Source organism: Gordonia paraffinivorans (assembly GCF_900683595.1).
Taxonomy (GTDB): Bacteria; Actinomycetota; Actinomycetes; order Mycobacteriales; family Mycobacteriaceae; genus Gordonia; species Gordonia paraffinivorans.
This window is the reverse complement of sequence record NZ_CAACYD010000006.1, coordinates 1070727-1086058: the sequence shown is the minus strand read 5'-3', so window position 1 is coordinate 1086058 and position 15332 is coordinate 1070727. Positions and strand designations below refer to the sequence as shown.

Genomic DNA, 15332 nt, shown 5'->3' with positions numbered 1-15332 from the left:
CACCACACTTCGGGTGTGCGATGCTGTGGAGGCTGTGCAGCGCAACGAATCTCGTCCAACACACTGTCGTCGGAAGGCTGAGAGATGAAAAGTGCGCGAAGAGTGGGGATCTCGGCAGCCGCATCGGCGTCGATGCTCGCGGGTCTGATCGTGGGCGTGGGTGCCCACGCGCCGGCGGCAGCGGCGCCGTCCGGGCCTGCGAGTCAGGTGGCCTCGGCGAAGTGGAAGCCGTTGCCGACCGTCTATTCGAACGTCCGGGACACCGACAGCAAGCTGGTCTTCCCCTACGCCTTCATCCTGAGTGTCGGCCAGACGCGACAACTGAACGATTCCGGGATCCTGCCCGTCGTGGCGAATGCAGGGATACGCATGGGGGACGTCAGCGAGATCGCCAGGGTGGTGCGCACGACCATCGCGAAGGAGCGGCTGACGACAGAGAGCGGGTGCGTGCTGCTCATGTACTCACCGGCCCCGCTGTACAACCCCTCGACGAAGGAGATGACGCACTGGGCCGGCCATTGGTACCGCGGCACGGAGATCTGCACCCCCTGACGCCGGGTGCGAAGGCGGGTGTGCGGGGGTTGCCGCCGGATCTCTACCCGGCGGTAACCCGGAACTTGCGGTTACACCTAAACTGGTCGGCATGAGCGAGTTGACCTTCACCCCGACGGCAGATCTCGTCGACGAGATCGGCGCCGACGTCCGCAGTTGCGACACCCAGTTCACGCAGTACGGCGGCAACCGGGAGTTCGTCGGGCGGGTGACCACCGTCAAGTGCTTCCAGGACAACGCCCTGCTCAAGTCGGTCCTGAGCGAGTCCAACCCGGGCGGTGTGCTGGTCGTCGACGGTGACGCCTCGGTCCACACCGCGCTGGTCGGCGACGTCATCGCCGAGCTCGGCCGTTCCAACGGGTGGGTGGGCATCATCATCAATGGCGCCATCCGCGACGCCAAGACCATCGGCGGCATGGCGATCGGAGTGAAGGCACTCGGCACCAACCCGCGCAAGTCGACCAAGACCGGCGCGGGCGAGCGCGACGTGCCGCTGACCATCGGCGGCGAGACCTTCAACCCGGGCGACATCGTCTACTCCGACGACGACGGCATCGTGATCGTCAGCCCCGAGAACTGAGTTCTCCGCAGGTCGTCCCACCCGCCGCAGCAGACCACCAACGCCGTAGGAGCCCCGCCATGCCGAAGCCCACCGCCGATTACTTCGACCGTCTCGGAGCCCTCGTCGCCATCGACGACGCCGCCTCCCGGCCCACCCGCCCGGTGCTGGAGGCCTTCAGCGGGGTGGAGATGGCCACCATCCCGGTCGGCACCGCCGAGGACCTCGAGGCCGCGGTCGCCCGCGCACGCCAGGCTCAGCAGGGCTGGGCGGCGAAGACCCCGGCCGAGCGCGCGGCCGTCCTCGACCGGTTCTCCGAGCTCGTCCACCGCAACGCCGCGTCGTTGATGGACATCGCGCAGGCCGAGACCGGCAAGGCCCGGATCTACGCGCAGGAAGAGGTCCTCGACGTCGCGCTCACCGCGCGGCACTACGCCGTCGCCGGCCCCAAGCTGCTGGCCGATCGCAAGGTCAAGGGCATGCTCCCGGGCGTGACCAGCGTGCGGGTGCGTCACCTGCCGAAGGGCGTGGTCGGCGTCATCAGCCCGTGGAACTACCCGCTGACCATGGCGGCCTCGGATGCGGTCGCCGCCCTCGTCGCCGGCAACGGCGTGGTCATCAAGCCCGACAGCCAGACCCCGTACTGCGCCCTCGCGGTCGCCGAGCTCCTCTACGAGGCGGGGCTCCCGCGTGAGCTCTTCGCGGTGGTCCCCGGCCCGGGCAGCGTCGTCGGCCAGGCGATCATGGCCACCACCGACTACGTGATGTTCACCGGCTCGTCGGCGACCGGCGCGACGCTCGCCGAACAGGCCGGACGCCGCCTCATCGGCTTCTCCGCCGAGCTCGGCGGCAAGAACCCGCTGGTCGTGACCGCGAGCGCCGACATCGCCAACGCCGTGCAGGGCGCGGCGCGTGCCTGCTACTCCAACTCGGGCCAGCTCTGCATCTCGATCGAGCGGATCTACGTCGACAAGAAGATCGCCGACGAGTTCGCCGACCGGTTCGCCGCCTACGTCTCGACGATGAAGCTCGCCGCGACCTACGACTTCACCGCCGACATGGGCTCGCTCGCCTCGGCCTCGCAGATCGAGACCGTCGAGGCACATGTCGAGGACGCGGTCGCCAAGGGCGCCAAGGTCCTCGCCGGTGGCAAGCGGCGTCCCGACCTCGGCCCGTTCTTCTACGAGCCGACGGTCCTCACCGACGTCACGGACGAGATGACGTGCTGCCGCAACGAGACCTTCGGTCCGGTCGTGTCGATCTACCCGGTCGACTCCACCGACGAGGCCATCAAGCTCGCCAACGACACCGAGTACGGACTCAACGCCAGCGTCTTCGCGGGCAGCAGCTCCGAGGCGCAGGCCGTGGCCGAGCAGCTGCGCGCCGGCACGGTCAACATCAACGAGGGCTACGCCGCCGCGTGGGCGTCGACCGCCGCGCCGATGGGCGGCATGGGCATCTCGGGCATGGGCCGTCGCCACGGCGAGGAGGGACTGCTCAAGTACACCGAGTCCCAGACCATCGCCGAGCAGCGCTTCATCGGCATCGACCGGGCTCCGCTGATCCCGAAGAACATCTACCGCGCGATCACCCCGACCGCCGTGCGGGCGCTGAAGTACCTGCCCGGCCGCTGACCTCACTCCCGGCACTTTCGGCGAAATCGTCCGAACGGGCGACGTTCTCGACGCGCGCGAGTCGGCGACGTCCGTTTGGATGCTGAGGTGCTCGGTAAGTCGTCGGCGGTCCTTGCCGCTTTCGTCGTGGTCGTGGTGACGGTGTGCGGACTCACCGTCGCGTCGTCGACGCGCCCGCTCGTCGCGGCGCCGTCGTCGGTGGACGCGCCCATCGAGATGGCGGCGAGGACGCCGGTCGGCGAACAGATCGTGCTCAGCTTCAGCGGTGACACCATCCTCGGGACCGACGACACCTTCGCCGCCGAGTCGGGACTGCCCGCGGTGTGGGAACGCAGCGGCCGGGCGCCGGATCACTTCTTCCGCAACGTCCGCCATCTGTTCACCGCCGACGACCTGACCGTCGGCAACGTCGAGGTGGCGTTCACCCGCTCCCGGGAGAGGCGGTACAAGGGGGAAGGCGAGGTCTACCACTTCCACGGCGACCCGGCCCTGGCGCACACCCTGCCAGCCGGCGGATTCGACGTCGCGACCGTCGCCAACAACCACACGTTCGACTACGGGCAGACCGGCTTCGACGACACCCTCGCGGCGCTGGCCGACGCCGGGATCGGGGTCTTCGGAACCGGCTACGAGGGCGAGGGTTCCGGCTACGACCTGATCCTGGTGCGCAAGGTCAAGGGTGTGACGTTCGGGTTCGTCGGCTACCAGGCGTGGACCGACGGGCCGGAGATGGTCGGCCGCATCCACCGCGATTTCGCCCGCTTGCGGGCGGCCGGGGCACAGGTGATCATCCCGTACTTCCACTGGGGCGACGAGTCCGAACACCTGCCGAATCCGGTCCAGACGAACCTGGCCCACATCGCGGTCGACGCCGGCGCGGATCTGGTCGTCGGCACGCACCCGCACGTCATCCAGTCCATGGAGGTCTACCGCGGAAAGCTGATCGCCTACTCCTTCGGCAATTTCGCGTTCGGCGGCAACAGCAACCCGTCGGACAAGCGGGCCCTCATCCTGCAGACCCGCTTCACCGCGGTCGACGGCTCGGTCCGCGATGTCGGGTTCCGCGTCATCCCGACCCGGGTGTCGTCGACCGAGGCGTTCAACGACTATGCGCCGACCCCGTATCGAGACGGTGAGAAGCGCGATGTCCTCGGCTTCGTCAACTCGCTGTCGCCGACGCTCGGCGACGGATCGACGACGTGTTCGTGCCGGTTGTGCCGCCGCCGGTCCCGGCCCCGGTGCCCAGGCCTGCCCCGGCCGGATGAAACGGCGGGCCCGCTCGCCGGAATGCCGTGCCCCGGCGCCCGGCCGCGATTACGGTGACCCTGTGAGCCGGACACGTCGCGCACGCAGAAGAGCCATCCGATCGTTCGCCGCGCTGGCCGCCGCGTCGGCCGTGGCCGCCGCGACCCTCGCCGACGCGCCCGCGGCGCACGCGCAACCGCCGCTCGAGGTGACGACGGTCGCCGACGGGCTGACCATCCCGTGGGGCGTCGTGGTCGCTCCCGACGGGACGGTGCTGACCGGGGAGCGGTCCGGACGGTTCGTCGCCGTCCGCCCCGACGGCCGCAAGGTGAACGTCAAGGCGGACCTGTCGAAGATCTTCGCGGTCAAGGAGGCCGGCCTCATGGGCCTGGCCATCGACCCGGGCTTCGACGAGACCCGCCGCGTGTACTCCTGCCAGGCCGAATACACGCGGCCCGGTGCGTTCACCGTCCCGGGCGAGATCGCCGACATCCCCCTGCCCGCGCCCCAGACGGGGCAGACCATCCGCGTCGTGTCGTGGCGGGTGAACGACGACTGGACCGAGATGGTCCGGGAACGCACGGTCGTCGACGGAATCCCGGTCACCTCGTCCGGCCGGCATGCGGGCTGCGGCCTCGCCGCCACCTCCGACGGCATCTGGGTGGGCACCGGCGACACCGCCACCCCCGGAGTGCCGCAGGACCGGAACTCGCTGGGCGGCAAGGTGCTCCACGTGGATCGCAACGGGGCGCCGGCCCCGGGCAACCCGTTCCCGGGCAGTCCCGTGTACAGCCTCGGCCACCGCAACATCCAGGGCGTCGCGATCGCGCCCGGCGGTCGCGTCTACGTGGCCGAACAGGGCACCACCCGCGACGACGAGATCAACCTGATCGTCGCGGGCGGCAACTACGGCTACCAACCGGACCGCATCCCGGTCATCTACGACGAGTCGGTCCCCATGACCGACACCGGCCGGATTCCCGGAGCGATCGGCCCGGTGTGGTCCTCGGGCGACTCGACGATCGCGACACCCGGCGTGGCCGTCCTCCCGGAGACCGGTTGGGGACCGTACAGCGGTGGCCTGGTCGTCACCGCGCTCAAGGGCCAGCGGCTGGTCTTCCTGAAGCCGTCCGACGACGGACGCCGGGTCGTGTCGAAGACCGAGGCGCTCACCGAGCAGCACGGGCGATTGCGCAGCGTCGCGGTGGCTCCCGACGGGTCCCTGGTGCTGACCACCAGCGACGGCGGCGGCGCCGATCGCATCCTGCGCGTGCGTTGGACGGAGTAGCAGATGTGTGACGAGAAGATCGTGCAGCACGCCCACGACGAGGCCCGCCGGATGTCGCGGCGGAAGGCGCTGCGGGTCGCGGCCGGTGTGACCACGGGGGTCTCGGCAGCGGTGGCCGCCGGGGTGGGGATGTCGGCACTGGCCCAAGCGGCGCCCGCCGGCGCCGAGGGCAATCGGCGGATCGTCGACCTCACCCACACGCTGTCGCCGTCGTTTCCGCTCTGGCCCGGCGAGCCGCCGGTGCTCACCGTCCCGACCTCGCGCGTCGGACCGGGCAACTCGGGGTATTCGACCAACTACCTCTCGTTCCCCGAACACGCCGGGACCCATGTCGACGCGCCGTCGCACAAGATCGGCAACGGGATCACCGTCGCCCGGATCGACCCCGCCGACCTCATGGCGCCGCTCGTGGTCATCAGCATCGCGTCGAAGGCGCGCGGGAACCCGCGGGCGACGCTGACCGAACGGGACGTCGCGGAGTGGGAGAAGCGACACGGTCAGATCCCGCGCGGGGCCCTCGTCGCCCTGCACACCGGGTGGCAGCCGAGAACCGGCGGGGCCCACGCGGCCGCCTATTCGCCCGGCGTCGTCGAGATGCTCGTCGCCGAACGGCGGGTCGTGGCCATCGGCACCGACACCCTCAGCATCGACCTGTTCGACGAATCCGGTGCGCACACCGCGATTCTCGGTTCCGGGAGGTACGCGGTCGAGGCGATGGCGAACCTCGACGCCGTGCCGCAGACCGGGGCCACCGTGATCGTCGGGGCGCCGAAGTTCGCCGGCGGGACGGGCGGCCCGGCGCGGGTCCTCGCCCTCGTCTGAGAGACGCGCCGACACATGGCATCCCGGATCGGCGAGTTCCGCCGCGGCCCGTACACCTTCGACGTGCTCGACGAGGGGCCGGGAGACGGTGAGCCGGTCCTGCTGCTCCACGGGTTCCCGCAGCGGGCCACTTCGTGGGAGCGCGTCGTCCCGCTGTTGCACGACAAGGGGTTTCGCACACTGGCCCCGGACCAGCGCGGGTACTCGCCCGGGGCCCGCCCGCCGCGTCGACGTGAGTACGTGCAGTCCGAACTCGTCGCCGACGCGCTCGCGCTGCTCGACGCCGCCGGCATCGACCGCGTCCACCTCGTCGGGCACGACTGGGGCGCGGCGGTCGCGTGGACGGCGGCCGCCCACCATCCGGATCGGGTCGCCACCCTGACCGCGCTGTCGGTCCCGCATCCGGGCGCCTTCGCGCGGGCGATGGCGCGCGGGCAGATCCTGCGCTCCTGGTACATGGCCGCGTTCCAGATCCCGAGACTGCCCGAGGCGTTCCTCGGGAGGATGATGCGGACGAGGCCGGATTTCGGCCGTCGGATGGGCCTTCCGGAACCGTTCGCGTCCCGCCTGAGAGCCGACATCCTCGACCACGGGGCACTGCCCGGCGCACTGGCCTGGTATCGCGCGATGGTGTTCCCCGACCCGGGGGCGGCGCCGACGCCGGTCCGGGTGCCCACGACCTACCTCTGGGGCGACCGCGACATCGCCCTCGGCCGGGCCGGTGCCCGTCTGTGCGCCGGATGGGTGGACGCGCCGTACGAGTACATCGAGCTCTCGGGCGCCGACCACTGGCTGCCCGAGTCGCGAGCCGAGGACGTCGCCGCCGCGATCCTGACCCGCATCGGCGGCCGATAGGCCGCGTGTCGAGATCGCGGCGGGAAACCGGGTTTGAACGGCGTCGTCGCCGGTTACCCGTGTGATGTGAAGCGATCTGATCGAGTGAGCCACTCCGCGGTGCCCGACACCGTATGGTCGGACGCGGACAGCGCGAACGGTGACCACCGAGCAAGGAGTGGGCACGGCGAGGCGGCCGACGACCGGCTGCGAGGACTCGTGACACGAATCGACCTGCGGCCAATCGACTTGCGACGGGGGCTGTTCCGTGGCTGAACGTGGAGCAACACCGAAGGTCTCGCCGCTGCGGCGAGGATTTCTGGGTGCCATCCGGCATCTGTTCAACCCGCTGCATCCCGACGACTACCTGGAGCTGATCAACCCGCTGTGGACCACGCGGGAGCTACGGGGACGCGTCGTCGAGGTGCAGCCGCAGGGTTCCGGGGCGGCGACGGTGTGGATCGAGCCCGGATACGAGTGGCCGGGCCACCTGCCCGGCCAATACGTCCGCCTCGGAGTCGTCATCGATGGCGTGTTCCATTGGCGCGCATACTCTCTCACCTCCGATCCGCATCCGCGCGACGGCCTGATCGGTGTGACCCCCAAGCTCGTCGAGGGCGGCACGGTGTCGCCCTACCTGGTGCGCGGAATCCGGCCCGGCGAGATCGTGCGGCTCGGCGAGATCGAGGGCGTGTTCACGCTGCCCGATCCGCTGCCGGAGAAGATGCTGTTCGTCAGCGCCGGCAGCGGCATCACACCGATCATGAGCATGCTGCGCGACCTCGACCACCGCGACCGCATGGACGACGTGGTGGTCATCCACTCCGCGCACAGCGAGGACGAGGTGATGTTCGCCGCCGACCTCGAGTCGATGGACTCCCGGCACGACGGCCTGCAACTGACCCTCCGCATCACCGGCCGCGAAGGGCGGATCAAGGCGGCCGACCTCGACGAGTTGTGCCCGGACTGGCGGGAGCGGCAGGCGATGTGTTCCGGGCCGAGGGATCTCCTCGACAGCCTGGTCGATCACTTCGAGTCCGAGGGCGTCGGGGACCGGATCCATCTCGAACGTTTCCAGCCGATCATCGGGGGTAACCCCGGCGAAGGCGAGGGCGGCACCGTCCGGTTCCTGCGCAGCAAGACCGAGGTCGACTGCGAGCCGGGCACCCCCATCCTCGTCGCGGGGGAGGAGAGCGGTCTACAGCTGAAGTTCGGCTGCCGGATCGGCATCTGCCACACCTGCACCGGGGTGCTCAAACAGGGCAACATCCGCGATCTGCGGACCGGCGAGGTGAGCTCGCCGGAAGGCCAGAGCATCCGAATCTGCGTGAACACCGCCGAGGGAGACATCGACGTCGACCTCTGAGCGGGCCGGCCCCATACGGTCGACCTCTCCAGGGAAGGACCAACATGACAGCCACCGATTCCGGACAACGCGTGACCAATCCACTGGCCCATCTCGACGCCGAGACCATCGAGCGTTTGGGCAAGGAATTCGATGCGATCCACGACGAGGTCTACAGCGACCTCGGCGACCGGGACCGCCGCTACATCAAGACGGTCATCGCCACGCAGCGGCAGCTCGCCGCGCTCGGCCGCGTCGTGTTGCTCAACTCGAGATCGCGCGGGGCGTGGGTCGCCGGCACCGCATGCCTGGGCATGGCCAAGATCCTGGAGAACATGGAGATCGGCCACAACGTCATGCACGGCCAGTGGGACTGGATGAACGACCCCTACATCCACTCGTCGGTATGGGACTGGGACACCGCCTCCACTGCCGAGGCATGGAAGCACTCCCACAATTACGTCCACCACACGTTCACCAACATCCGCGGCAAGGACAAGGATCTCGGCTACGAGATCATGCGGATCGACCCGAACCAGAAGTGGCATCCGGTCTACCTGCTGCAGCCCTTCTACAACGTGCTGCTGATGGCATTCTTCGAGTGGGGCGTCGCGTTGCACGACCTCGACCTCGAGGCGATCCGCCGGGGCGAGAAGTCCACTGCCGAGGTCGTCGAGGACCTCAAGGGCATCGCGGGCAAGATGCGCCGCCAGGTGGTCAAGGACTACATCGGCTGGCCGGCGATCAGCGCCGGCGCGTTCCTGCTGACCCAGGCGCTGACCGCGGGCGGCATCCGGCAGCCGTCGACCTCCAGGATCGGCAACGCGCTACGACGGTTCGGCGGACGGCGCGGTCGGACGACATCCCTCGCCGGCCTCGCCGACCGGGTGATGCCCGGCGCCGAGAGCACCTTCCTGCGCACGATGACCGCGAACTTCACGGCCAACATCATCCGGAACGTCTGGGCCCACGGCATCATCTTCTGCGGCCACTTCCCGGACCAGACCTACACGTTCAGCCAGGACGAGGTCGAGAACGAGACCCGCGGCGGCTGGTACGTGCGCCAGTTGGTGGGGGCCGCCAACATCGAGGGCAGCCCGCTGTTCCACGTCATCAGCGGAAACCTCGGCTACCAGGTGGAACACCACCTGTTCCCCGATATGCCGAGCACCCGGTACGCGGAGGTCGCGCCGAAGGTGAAGGACATCTGCGAGCGCTACGGACTGCCGTACAACAGCGGGCCGCTCTCGCAGCAGTGGGGGCAGGTCCACCGGACCATCGCGCGCCTGGCACTCCCGGGCGGCAAGCCGCGCCCGAAGCCCGGTCCGTACCATCGCCCGCCGCATTCGCGCGGTGAGGAACCGCGCCCCAGCGAGGCCGCCCGCTTCCGCGGGCGCCTGCCCGCGGATCACCCCGACGCGGGTCCCGAACACTCCTCGGGCGGCGTCCGCGTGTCGCCGCCGCCGCGCGACGCCTAGGAGACGCGGGGCGGGCGGCGCCGGAATCAGCGCAGGGCCCGTCTCAGGACGACGAAGACCACGAACGCCGCGAACGCGGCCAGCGCCGCGTAGAGCGGGGTGCGGTCGGGCTCGGCCGGCTCGGTCGGCAGCCCCGACCGGAGCTGCGCGAACGTCGCCTGGGCGGCGTCGGATTCGGCCACCACGTCGATGGGAAGGTGCTGCGGGGTGGCCGGCACCGGTGACGGCTTCACCGGCTCGGCGGCCTGCGGCGCGGCCTCGGCCGATTCCGGCGCGGGAGTCGTGCCCGCAGCCTTCACCGGTTCGGTCGGCGGGACCGGTTGGGTGGACTCGGGTGTCGTCGCTGCCGCAGGCCGCGCCGACTGTTCCCCCTCTGTCGTCGCCGCAGGCGGCGCCGACGGTGCGTTTTGTGTCGTCGCCGCAGGCGGCGCCGACGGTGCGTTTTGTGTCGTCGCCGCAGGCGGCGCCGACGGTGCGTTTTGTGTCGTCGCCGCAGGCGGCGCCGACTTGGGCGGGGCCTTTTTCGTGGTCGGCTTGGTCGCGGGAGCGGTCTTCCTGGCGGGTGCGGCCTTCTTCGCCGGGGACTTCTTGGCGGCCTTCTTCGCCGGGAGCTTGTCCCCACCGTTCCCGGCAGCGGTCGTCGGCGGGGTCTTCTCTGCCTCGGCGGGCGCCTTCTTCGCTGCCGCCTTCGTGGCAGGGGCCTTCTTCGCCGGGGACTTCTTGGCCGCCTTCTTGGCGGGTGCCTTCTTCGCGGGCGTCGGTGCGGCGGCCTTCTCCGGGGATGCGCCCGAGTCCGACGCGCCGGATGACGCCTGAGACGCGCCGTCGAGCGGGAACAGGGCGGGTTCGTCGGCGTCGGGCCGGGTCACACCGGCGTTCTCACCAGACGGTGTCGTCGAATCACCGTCGGACGGCGTGAGGTTCGGCTCCTGCTCGGTCATGCGGCGCTCCCTTGCGTGTGTCGTGCGCATGCGTGCACGCAAGTGAACCCCCCACGTGACGCGTCGACCTCATCCTAGTGGCTGGGCGCCGGCGGCACGGCAGGGTCAGGAACGCACGCCGAGACGCGCGAGGATGTCGGCGTCGATCGCGTTGAGCTCGTCGTCGATCGACTTGTGCGCGGTGCGGCGCTGCGCGGCCGACATCGTCTCCGCGGCGTCGACGGCGATGTCCAGGTTGTCCAGGCGCCGGGTCATCGCGGCCACGAAGTCCCCGGCGTCGGCGCTGGTGTCCTGCGCGACGACCTTCTCCAGCGCGGTGCGCGTGGTGGTGATCCGCGCCTTCAGCGGAGCGCCGTGACCGCTGAACTGCCGCAACACTTCTGGCGACACACCGGCGCGACCGGCCTGGAGCGCGGAGATCTGGGCCCGGGCGCCGACCGCGGCCCGGTAGACGATGGGCGCCGCGATCGGTGCGACGAGTCGGGCGACGGTCAGATACCGCTTGACGCTGGCCGGGCTCAGCGGCCTCGCATCGGCCACCGCCTTGGCCTCGGCGGCCACCTTCTTGGTCTCGGCCTTGGCGACCTTCTCCTGCGCCTTCGCGACCTGCTTGGCGGTCTTGCGCTCGGCCCGCAGCTTCTTCTGAAGATTCTTCTGCTCGGCCTTGTGGCGGGCCTTCTGGATCTTCCGGCGGTTCTTCACATCGAACTTCGCCTCGAGCTTGGCCTTCGTCTTGAGAGCCTTAGCCTCGGCGCGGCGCTGGGCGCGCGACCTACCGTCGGAGGAGAACAATCCCATCAAATGACCTTTCGCTGCTGCCGAGTGACCGCTGCGGGCGTGGTAACAAGTACAAGCATGACACGTGGCCCTGGGCGGCCACGTGTGGAGACCGTCGGAGGCGAGAAAGGGATCGCGTGGCCACAGTGGTGTTGTCGCCGCGCGATCTGGCGGGGTGTGAGCACAGGGTCGCCCTGGACTTCGGTCACGAGCGCCGGCGGAGCGCCGAACCGGACCCGCCCGGGGTGCAGCGGCGCAAGGAGGCGGCGGCCGAGCACCGCGCCATGGTCCGCGAGCTGTTGCGGGGCATCCACAGCGATCAGCCGGGCGCGTTCGTCACCGTCGACGCCGACATCCCGGCCCTGGAGCGGGTCGACGCGACCCTCGCGGCGTGTGACGCCGGTGCGCAATGGATCTGGAACGCCACCCTGCCCACCGACGTCGACCACGCGCGCCGCGGACACGCCGAGCTGCTGGTGCGCGTCGGCGAGGGGTACGTCCCGATCATCGTCGTCAACCACCGGGTCTCCCAGCGGGTCAAAGGTGCGCCGCTCGCCGACGGGCGTCCGGCGTCGATGCTCACCAGCCCGCTGTGGGGGTGGGCGCCGACGCCGGATCCGTACCGGACACCGCGTCCCAACCGGCGGGACAACCTGCGCCTGGCCCATCTGTCGGCGATGCTGCTGGAGATCGGCCGCGCCGCGTCGTCGGAGCCGTCCGAACTGCGCGGGGGAGTGATCGGGGTCGACGCCGACTGCATCGTCGTGCAGGACACCGGTGCGATGTTCGAGGACTACCTCGAGGTCCTCGACCGCCGCAGGGCCATTGCCTCCCAACGGATTCCGACCGAACCGCGCCGGGTTTCGGAGTGCAAGTCGTGCCAGTGGTGGGTCAAGTGCGGCCCGGAGCTCGAGGCACGGCGCGACGTCTCGCTGGTCGCGAGCGGAAACCAGGCGAGCGCACTCACCGAGGCCGGTATCACCACGGTCGACCAGCTCGCGGCCCAGCGTGGGGACCCGCCCGAGAACTGGCCCGGCAATGTTCGGTTCACCGACGTGGTCATCGGCGCCATCGCCTGGCTCGACGACCTCGATCTCGTCCGCCGGCTCGACACCCCGCGGGTGCACCGCGCCGACGTCGAGATCGACGTCGACATGGAGAGCTACGGCGAGCACGGCGCCTACCTCTGGGGCACGCTGAGGACCGACACCACGAACCCCGACGAGCCCGCCGTCTACCGCCCGTTCGTCACCTGGGACCCGCTGCCGACGCGCGACGAGGCGCGCTCGTTCGCGGAATTCTGGACCTGGCTGACCGCAGAGCGCGAGGCCGCGCACGCGGCGGGCAAGACCTTCGCCGCGTACTGCTACTCCCAGCAGGCCGAGAACCGGTGGCTGCTGGGATCGGCCGACCGGTTCGCCGGCGAACCGGGCATCCCGTCCCGCGCCGAGGTGGAGGCCTTCATCGCCTCTGATGAGTGGGTCGACATCTACGAGGCCGTGGGGGAGAACTTCGTCTGCCCCCGCGGCAAGGGTCTCAAGCGCGTCGCACCCGTCGCCGGTTTCTCCTGGCGTGACGACGACGCCAGCGGCGAGGCCTCGATGGAGTGGTACCGCGCGGCCGTCGCTCTCGGCGGGGGCCGGCCCGACCTCAGCCAGCGTGAGCGGCTCCTCGAATACAACGAGGACGACGTGCGCGCGACGAAGGTGCTGCGGGAATGGATCTCAGAGCGTGCGGCCGAGGAGATCCCGCACGAGCGGGACGTCCTGGCGCGACACTGAATCCCGCGCGTCGTCGAGCGTGGTCGCGGCACCGTCGGATCGCCGCATCGGCCGAGCAGTTGGTCAGCTGCGCAGGGACCGCAGGGAGTCGAGGAACGACCCGCTGCCGAGCATCGCGACAGCGCCGAGCAGGAGCAGGCCGCCGGGCGCGACGCCGTAGAGGAACTTCTTCAGGCCGGTGAAGGCGGCCTCGGGCGACGCCGCGGGCAGCGCCTGGGGCGAACCCCCCGAGCCGTCGGACGGCGCCGACGCGGAGACGGCGGAGACATCGGTGTCGGCGTCGTGATCATCCGTCGCCGAGGCCTCCGCTCGTGGCGCGTCGACCTGAGCCGGGGTGCCGCCGGGCATCGCCCGGCCCGGCAGCGCCATCGCGGGTGCGGGGAGTCCGGGTGCCGTGACGGGCGGGCCGCTGGGTGCGGCCACGCTCGGGACCGCGCCGCCGGGGGCCGGCGGGGTTGCGCCGCCCGAGCCGCCGCCACCGGGCGAAGGCGAGGGAGATCCGTTGCCGCCGGCGGGCGGGACGACCGGGACGAGCGGTCCGCCCGGCCGCGGGACGATGACGATGCCGACGGACGAGGAGTTCGTGGAGGTCGTGGTCGTCGACGACTGGCTCGATGTGCTCGACTCGGTGGGCTCGGACGACGCGGTGGGCTCGGACGACGGAGCGACCGTCGACCCGGGCGAGGATTCCGTGGACTCCGAAGACGAGGAGGAGGGTCCCGACGAGGACGAGGGCCCTGCCGAGGACGATGGTCCCGCCGAGGGGGCGGTCGATCCCCCGGTGGTCTGCGGCGAGAACCCGTTGTCGTCGTCGGTCGAGGTGGCCGCGCCCGAAGAGCCCGGGCTGCCCGTCGAACCGGACCCGTGCCCGTGATGACCATGCCCGTGGTGACCGTGCCCGTGGCCTCGGCCCTGCCACGAGTGGCCTGTGCCGTTCCCGGAGCCGGTGGGGCCGCTGCCGGAGCCGGTGGGCGCGGAGCCGGCACCACCCGTCGGGTCGGAATCGCCCGCGGAGTCGCTGTTCGATCCGGCGCCGGCGGTCGAGTCGCCGCCCGAGCCGGTCGGCGTCGGCGAGGCCAGGCCGGGGGCCATGGCGAGCAGCGCGACCATCGCCGCGACGGCCAGGAGCGCCGCGAGCGTGCGACGTCGCGTGCGGTCACGCCGATGCGTCGGCATGCGGTGTGTCATCGGTCTTCTCCGCGCGTACAGTCGTCGGTGGACGCCGGGGGTGTGCGACCTTGCGAAGAAGGGCCGTCGACACCTCGGCGGTGACAGATGTGCACGCGCCGCTGCTGTGCCGACAACGTTGGTCCCCCCCCGGAATGTGAAGAACGCCACACTGGTGTTCGTTACATCATCACCACAGGTGATGCCCATGGTGTGCGGACGTCCGGTACGTTTTCAGCGTACCGGTCATTGCGACGGCCGAGTGCAGCGGGCTTTAATGTTTGCAAGTTCAAGTTTTGCGTTTCGGAGAAGATGGTCATGACTTCAGGAGGGGCGGAGGAGCCTATGGGCGACACCGGACGCACCGACTCCGAGCGTTCGAAGGCGAAGAAGGATTCGGATTCGGATCCGGGCTTGTTCGCCCGGCGGCTCGAGGAGTTGTTCAGGACCGTTCCGGGTCCGAACGGTAGGGCATACAGTGCCAAGGCGATCGCGGCGCGATCGACGGAGCGGGGGTTCCGGCTCGGTGAGTCGTACCTCAGCCAGCTTCGGTCCGGGAAGGCGAAATCACCGTCTTTCCGCACCGTCGAGGGCATCGCTGCGGCTTTCGGGGTGGATGTCCACTACTTCCTCGAGGATCGACAGGCTCAGCGGACACGCGACGAGATCGATCTGATGCGCCTGCAGGCGGACACCAACGTGCAGTTGGCGGCGTTCCGCCTGGCCGGACTTTCGAGCGACTCGGTGACGGTGGTCAACGAACTGATCAAGGTCCTTCGTGAGCAGCAGGGTCTGCCGAAGGATCCGCCGGATGTGATCGCGGCGGGACTCAGCGACGAGAAGCCGTCGGCGGATTCCCGACTGCGCGTGGTGGGCGAGAACGACGACTGAGCCGTTTCGCCGGAGGAC

15 protein-coding genes are annotated in these 15332 nt (G+C 70.2%); 12 read left to right on the top strand and 3 right to left on the bottom strand.

Going from position 1 to position 15332, the window contains the following annotated elements; translation table 11 throughout:
• The first annotated feature begins 102 nt into the window (after window positions 1–102).
• The 9 genes from E1P53_RS11940 (at window position 103) to E1P53_RS11900 (ending at window position 9757) form a co-directional block, all read left to right on the top strand.
• A complete protein-coding gene (locus tag E1P53_RS11940) occupies window positions 103–552 on the top strand; it encodes a hypothetical protein (protein ID WP_109239034.1) in 450 nt (149 codons plus the stop codon).
• A gap of 91 nt (window positions 553–643) precedes the next feature.
• On the top strand, window positions 644–1132 hold the full coding sequence (gene rraA, locus E1P53_RS11935; protein WP_006901884.1) for a ribonuclease E activity regulator RraA: 489 nt from the start codon (window positions 644–646) through the stop codon (window positions 1130–1132).
• Window positions 1133–1191: 59 nt separating this feature from the next.
• On the top strand, window positions 1192–2745 hold the full coding sequence (locus E1P53_RS11930) for a succinic semialdehyde dehydrogenase (protein WP_006901883.1): 1554 nt from the start codon (window positions 1192–1194) through the stop codon (window positions 2743–2745).
• Window positions 2746–2832: 87 nt separating this feature from the next.
• Window positions 2833–4068 (top strand): CapA family protein, encoded by a 1236-nt coding sequence (locus E1P53_RS11925; protein ID WP_244941167.1) that lies wholly within the window; start codon window positions 2833–2835, stop codon window positions 4066–4068.
• 4 nt (window positions 4069–4072) lie between these two features.
• Window positions 4073–5278 (top strand): PQQ-dependent sugar dehydrogenase, encoded by a 1206-nt coding sequence (locus E1P53_RS11920; RefSeq protein WP_131734412.1) that lies wholly within the window; start codon window positions 4073–4075, stop codon window positions 5276–5278.
• A 3-nt stretch (window positions 5279–5281) separates the two neighbouring features.
• Window positions 5282–6100 carry a cyclase family protein gene (locus E1P53_RS11915; protein WP_006901879.1) on the top strand — a complete coding sequence of 273 codons (819 nt, stop codon included), beginning with the start codon at window positions 5282–5284 and terminating at the stop codon, window positions 6098–6100.
• Between the two features lie 15 nt (window positions 6101–6115).
• Entirely contained in the window at window positions 6116–6955 is an 840-nt protein-coding gene (locus E1P53_RS11910) for an alpha/beta fold hydrolase (protein WP_131734411.1), read from the top strand.
• Window positions 6956–7202: 247 nt separating this feature from the next.
• Window positions 7203–8300, top strand: coding sequence for a ferredoxin reductase (locus E1P53_RS11905; protein ID WP_131734410.1), 1098 nt, complete (start codon window positions 7203–7205; stop codon window positions 8298–8300).
• Between the two features lie 44 nt (window positions 8301–8344).
• Complete coding sequence (locus tag E1P53_RS11900; protein WP_006901876.1) at window positions 8345–9757, top strand: fatty acid desaturase family protein; 1413 nt, start codon at window positions 8345–8347, stop codon at window positions 9755–9757.
• A gap of 26 nt (window positions 9758–9783) precedes the next feature.
• Here E1P53_RS11900 and E1P53_RS11895 read toward each other — a convergent pair whose 3' ends face one another.
• Together E1P53_RS11895 and E1P53_RS11890 are read right to left on the bottom strand one after the other, a co-directional pair.
• Window positions 9784–10698, bottom strand: a complete 915-nt coding sequence (locus tag E1P53_RS11895; RefSeq protein WP_131734409.1) for a hypothetical protein — start codon at window positions 10696–10698, stop codon at window positions 9784–9786.
• A gap of 105 nt (window positions 10699–10803) precedes the next feature.
• A complete protein-coding gene (locus E1P53_RS11890) occupies window positions 10804–11496 on the bottom strand; it encodes a DUF6474 family protein (protein ID WP_006901873.1) in 693 nt (230 codons plus the stop codon).
• Between the two features lie 116 nt (window positions 11497–11612).
• On the opposite strand from E1P53_RS11890, the gene E1P53_RS11885 reads away from it, so the two are divergent.
• Window positions 11613–13256: a TM0106 family RecB-like putative nuclease gene (locus tag E1P53_RS11885; RefSeq protein ID WP_006901872.1), complete on the top strand. Its 1644-nt coding sequence runs from the start codon at window positions 11613–11615 to the stop codon at window positions 13254–13256.
• Between the two features lie 63 nt (window positions 13257–13319).
• Here the strand turns inward: E1P53_RS11885 and E1P53_RS11880 are convergent, their stop codons facing one another.
• A complete protein-coding gene (locus E1P53_RS11880) occupies window positions 13320–13679 on the bottom strand; it encodes a hypothetical protein (RefSeq protein WP_131734408.1) in 360 nt (119 codons plus the stop codon).
• 133 nt (window positions 13680–13812) lie between these two features.
• Here E1P53_RS11880 and E1P53_RS11875 point away from each other — a divergent pair, with 133 nt between their 5' ends.
• Both E1P53_RS11875 and E1P53_RS11870 read left to right on the top strand, forming a co-directional pair.
• Window positions 13813–14130, top strand: a complete 318-nt coding sequence (locus E1P53_RS11875; RefSeq protein WP_040527355.1) for a hypothetical protein — start codon at window positions 13813–13815, stop codon at window positions 14128–14130.
• A 611-nt stretch (window positions 14131–14741) separates the two neighbouring features.
• On the top strand, window positions 14742–15314 hold the full coding sequence (locus E1P53_RS11870; protein WP_040527376.1) for a helix-turn-helix transcriptional regulator: 573 nt from the start codon (window positions 14742–14744) through the stop codon (window positions 15312–15314).
• Window positions 15315–15332: the final 18 nt, after the last annotated feature.

Coding starts and splice junctions, on each gene's coding strand:
- rraA (WP_006901884.1), top strand. CDS start 644: ATGAGCGAGTTGACCTTCACCCCGACGGCAGATCTCGTCGACGAGATC.
- E1P53_RS11915 (WP_006901879.1), top strand. CDS start 5,282: ATGTGTGACGAGAAGATCGTGCAGCACGCCCACGACGAGGCCCGCCGG.
- E1P53_RS11900 (WP_006901876.1), top strand. CDS start 8,345: ATGACAGCCACCGATTCCGGACAACGCGTGACCAATCCACTGGCCCAT.
- E1P53_RS11895 (WP_131734409.1), bottom strand. CDS start 10,698: ATGACCGAGCAGGAGCCGAACCTCACGCCGTCCGACGGTGATTCGACG.
- E1P53_RS11875 (WP_040527355.1), top strand. CDS start 13,813: ATGACGATGCCGACGGACGAGGAGTTCGTGGAGGTCGTGGTCGTCGAC.
- E1P53_RS11870 (WP_040527376.1), top strand. CDS start 14,742: ATGACTTCAGGAGGGGCGGAGGAGCCTATGGGCGACACCGGACGCACC.
- E1P53_RS11910 (WP_131734411.1), top strand. CDS start 6,116: ATGGCATCCCGGATCGGCGAGTTCCGCCGCGGCCCGTACACCTTCGAC.
- E1P53_RS11930 (WP_006901883.1), top strand. CDS start 1,192: ATGCCGAAGCCCACCGCCGATTACTTCGACCGTCTCGGAGCCCTCGTC.
- E1P53_RS11890 (WP_006901873.1), bottom strand. CDS start 11,496: ATGGGATTGTTCTCCTCCGACGGTAGGTCGCGCGCCCAGCGCCGCGCC.